At 41.9% G+C, this 3636-nt stretch carries 4 protein-coding genes; 2 read left to right on the plus strand and 2 right to left on the minus strand.

Translation table 11 applies throughout. From position 1 onward, the window contains the following. The coding region (gene lpdA, locus RAC86_RS36570; protein WP_377886770.1) for a dihydrolipoyl dehydrogenase at positions 1-1282 on the plus strand (1282 nt) is incomplete at its 5' end. A gap of 44 nt (positions 1283-1326) precedes the next feature. Here lpdA and slp read toward each other — a convergent pair. After that, a complete protein-coding gene (gene slp / locus RAC86_RS36575) occupies positions 1327-1701 on the minus strand; it encodes a peptidoglycan-associated lipoprotein Slp (RefSeq protein ID WP_014113662.1) in 375 nt (124 codons plus the stop codon). Between the two features lie 422 nt (positions 1702-2123). Between slp and RAC86_RS36580 the strand changes: the two genes are divergently transcribed. Continuing rightward, entirely contained in the window at positions 2124-2243 is a 120-nt protein-coding gene (locus tag RAC86_RS36580; protein WP_003232305.1) for a GapA-binding peptide SR1P, read from the plus strand. Positions 2244-2277: 34 nt separating this feature from the next. Here RAC86_RS36580 and speA read toward each other — a convergent pair. Beyond that, on the minus strand, positions 2278-3636 hold a 1359-nt coding region (speA, locus tag RAC86_RS36585; RefSeq protein WP_377886771.1), incomplete at its 5' end, for an arginine decarboxylase.

Consider the following 3636-nt stretch of genomic DNA (forward strand, 5'->3'; position numbering starts at 1 on the left):
GGGCGTTTGTCTAAACGTTGGATGTATCCCTTCAAAAGCGCTGATCAATGCAGGCCACCGTTATGAGAATGCAAAGCATTCTGACGACATGGGGATCACTGCTGAGAACGTATCAGTTGATTTCACAAAAGTTCAAGAATGGAAAACTTCTGTTGTAAACAAGCTTACTGGCGGTGTTGCAGGTCTTCTTAAAGGGAACAAAGTAGATGTTGTAAAAGGTGAAGCTTACTTTGTAGACAGCAATTCAGTTCGTGTTATGGATGAGAACTCTGCTCAAACATACACGTTCAAAAATGCAATTATTGCAACTGGTTCTCGTCCTATCGAATTGCCAAACTTCAAATATACTGAGCGTGTCCTAAATTCAACAGGCGCTTTGGCTCTTAAAGAAATTCCTAAAAAGCTCGTTGTTATCGGCGGCGGCTACATCGGAACTGAGCTTGGAACTGCGTATGCTAACTTTGGCACTGAGCTTGTTATTCTTGAAGGCGGAGATGAAATTCTTCCTGGCTTCGAAAAACAAATGAGTTCTCTTGTTACACGCAGACTGAAGAAAAAAGGCAACGTTGAAATCCATACAAATGCGATGGCTAAAGGCGTTGAAGAAAGACCAGACGGCGTAACAGTTACTTTTGAAGTAAAAGGCGAAGAAAAAACTGTTGATGCTGATTACGTACTGATTACAGTAGGACGCCGTCCAAACACTGATGAGCTTGGTCTTGAGCAAGTCGGTATTGAAATGACGGACCGCGGTGTTGTGAAAACTGACAAACAGTGCCGCACAAACGTACCTAACATTTATGCAATCGGTGATATCATCGAAGGACCGCCGCTTGCTCACAAAGCATCTTACGAAGGTAAAATCGCTGCAGAAGCTATCGCTGGAGAGCCTGCAGAAATCGATTACCTTGGAATTCCTGCGGTTGTCTTCTCTGAGCCTGAACTTGCATCAGTTGGTTACACTGAAGCACAGGCGAAAGAAGAAGGTCTTGACATTGTTGCTGCTAAATTCCCATTTGCAGCAAACGGCCGTGCACTTTCTCTTAACGAAACAGACGGCTTCATGAAGCTGATCACTCGTAAAGAGGACGGTCTTGTGATCGGTGCGCAAATCGCCGGCGCAAGTGCTTCTGATATGATTTCTGAATTAAGCTTAGCGATCGAAGGCGGCATGACTGCCGAAGATATCGCGATGACAATTCACGCTCACCCAACATTGGGTGAAATCACAATGGAAGCAGCTGAAGTGGCAATCGGAAGCCCGATTCACATCGTAAAATAATGCTTATATCAAAAACAGCCCTCGCTTAAAGCGGGGCTGTTTTTTTATTTTGACAGCACATGCTGCAATGGTTTAATGATGTCTTCTTTCTCTTTCACACATCCCTCTATTTTCACCACGACATGACGCTCATCAACGACCATAAGGGTAGGGACGGTTTCAATCTCATCTTCCCAGCCTTCTTTGTTAGCATAGACCTTCATTTTATCTATTTGCTCGGGATAATCTTTTTCTAAATCAAGCAGTGCATCGTAATATGGCGCTTCCTGGTCAATTTGGTTCTCATCAGAAAAAAACAGGATTTGTGTATGATGAATGTTGTCAATCCGGCTTTTTTTCACCGGATTGATGGTGGAAAGCGTACAGCCCGATAAAGCAAATACTATTATCAGTATGGGGAATACCGCGCGATATCGCATCTATCTTCTCCTCTGTATAAACAATAGTAAACTAGCTTTAGTTTATCATGAGAGGCAGCGTAATCTGCTCCTTGTTACCTAATTGTTATATAATTGAAACCGTTTTTAAAGTGAGATTACATATCATATCCATCGTTTAAAATAGCAATCTGGGGGTATATAGAATTTATTGCTGCGTTCTTTCATAAAAGTTCAAAAAAACATGAAATCATGTTATGTGTTTTGGCATATGTATCGATTAACGCTGCTGTATGAAAAGAAAATATTATATGATGAAAAATGAAAAAATACGCTATATATAACGACATCCAAATTAAATGTGTTATACAGTTCATTGTTGACATTTTAAATGTGACATATTAATATAATAGCAACAAAAGAAATTAAGCGTTTTCAAATTTCAAAGAAATGGGGAATGAGAGATGGGTACAATTGTTTGCCAAGATTGCAACGAAGCCATTCATTACTTTGAAGATGAGAAAGTGACTACATTATACGGAACATGCTGCGGACAATGTCAATGTCCTGTTGATGAAGAGTAAAAAAAGCATGCGGCTCAAGCCGCATGCTTTTTATTTATTGAATCGCTTTTTGTTCTTTGATGACCCGGATCATGTTTAAAGTTGAGTCTTCAGGTCCTTGAACAGGGAGACCTGCGTCAAGGTTCTTGAAAATGTAGCTGATGTTGTCTTCTGTAATAATTTCACCTGGAATGAAGATTGGAATACCAGGAGGATATACCATTACAAATTCAGCGATAATCCGTCCGGCTGCTTCTTTTAAGGGGATGACTTCCGTATTTGCATAGAAAGCATCACGCGGAGTCATTGCCAATAAAGGAATTTCCGGGAGAAGAACTTCAGTTTGCTGATGTGTTACATCTTTTTCTGACATATGATGTGCAATCTCTGTTAAAGCCTCTACAAGCCGGTCTGCATCATTTTGGCTGTCACCAGGGGTGAAAATACACAAAATATTGTACAGATCAGAAAGCTCAACTTCAATATTAAAGGATTCACGAAGCCATTTTTCAACGTCATGACCTGTGAGTCCAAGATTTTTAACAGAGATAATCAATTTTGTCGGGTCATAGCTGTAAGCTGCTTTTGAAACAAGAATCTCAGAACCGACACAATAAATGCCTTCAATCTGATTGAGGCGATCTCTCGTCTGGTTGGCAAGCTTCAGTGTCTCCTCAGCAAGCTGATGGCCTTCTGTCGCAAGGCGTTTTCTGGCAACATCCAGAGAGGCGAGAAGCAAATAAGAAGTTGACGTTGTTGTCAGCATGCTCAGAATGGATTGCACTCTGTCTTTGGATACAAGGCCCTCTCTCATGTTTAAAATAGAGCTTTGCGTCAGTGATCCCCCCAGCTTGTGTACACTAGTCGCTGCTATGTCTGCTCCTGCCTGCATGGCTGAAAGCGGCAATTCATCGTGAAAGTGAATGTGAACGCCGTGTGCCTCATCAACAAGCACCGGTACATCAAACGAATGAGCGAGTTCTACGATGCTTTTTAAGTCGGCTGCAACACCGAAATATGTCGGGTTGATGACGAGAAGCCCTTTTGCATCTGGATGCTCGGTAAGCGCCCGTTTGGCAGATTCAAGTGTAATGCCGTGGGAGATGCCCAACTCATTGTCAATTTCAGGATGAATAAAGATTGGGATCGCTCCGGAAAATACAATAGCTGTCATAATTGATTTGTGCACATTTCTTGGAATAATAATTTTATCCCCAGGTCCGCAAACAGCCATCACCATTGTCATAATGGCGCCGCTTGTTCCTTGAACAGAAAAAAATGTGTGGTCTGCGCCAAATGCTTCAGCCGCCAGATCCTGTGCCTGTTTAATGATGCCTTTTGGCGCGTGCAGGTCGTCTAATGGTTCAATATTGATTAAATCTATGCTTAACGCGTTTTCACCGATAAATTGTCG

The sequence above is a fragment of the Bacillus sp. LR_5 genome (assembly GCF_042709275.1).